The 453-nt window shown below is 29.1% G+C and carries 1 protein-coding gene; it reads right to left on the reverse strand.

The genetic code is table 11. The features are described from left to right. Nucleotides 1-453, reverse strand: a 453-nt coding sequence (locus tag QWI17_RS12745) for a hypothetical protein (RefSeq protein ID WP_302722895.1), incomplete at both ends; no start/stop codon positions are given.

Consider the following 453-nt stretch of genomic DNA (forward strand, 5'->3'; position numbering starts at 1 on the left):
TAATGTAATCAAATAATTCGCTTTCGAAATAGATTTTATCTACATTATCTATTCGTTGCAAAAAATCAGTCAAATCGTCAATATAATCCAAAAATTTATTCTTTTTTGTACGATTATATAACTCGTTACAAATCAAAATCAAGTAATTAATCTGATTAGTATAATCCATTTTTAAACATTGATTTCGAATCACTGACGAATTTCTCACATCCAATTCACCATAAATTGGATATACATTTTGAAAAGAGATCTGCAATTTTTGTTTTGTATTTCCCGGATGCAATATATGTTCGCGAGCTTTTTCTCTAAATTTCCAATCTACACTTGGATGCAACGAGGTATATTCGGTTTGTATATAAGCATTGATTTGATTCTCAAATTCTACCGTATAGCGATAAATAGATTCTTCTAAAAGAGGCGTGATTTCGCGTAAAAGGTTTGCATTAATTCGAT

Origin of the sequence: Gilvimarinus gilvus (genome assembly GCF_030518155.1) — a bacterium.
In the GTDB taxonomy this organism is placed as follows: domain Bacteria; phylum Pseudomonadota; class Gammaproteobacteria; order Pseudomonadales; family Cellvibrionaceae; genus Gilvimarinus; species Gilvimarinus gilvus.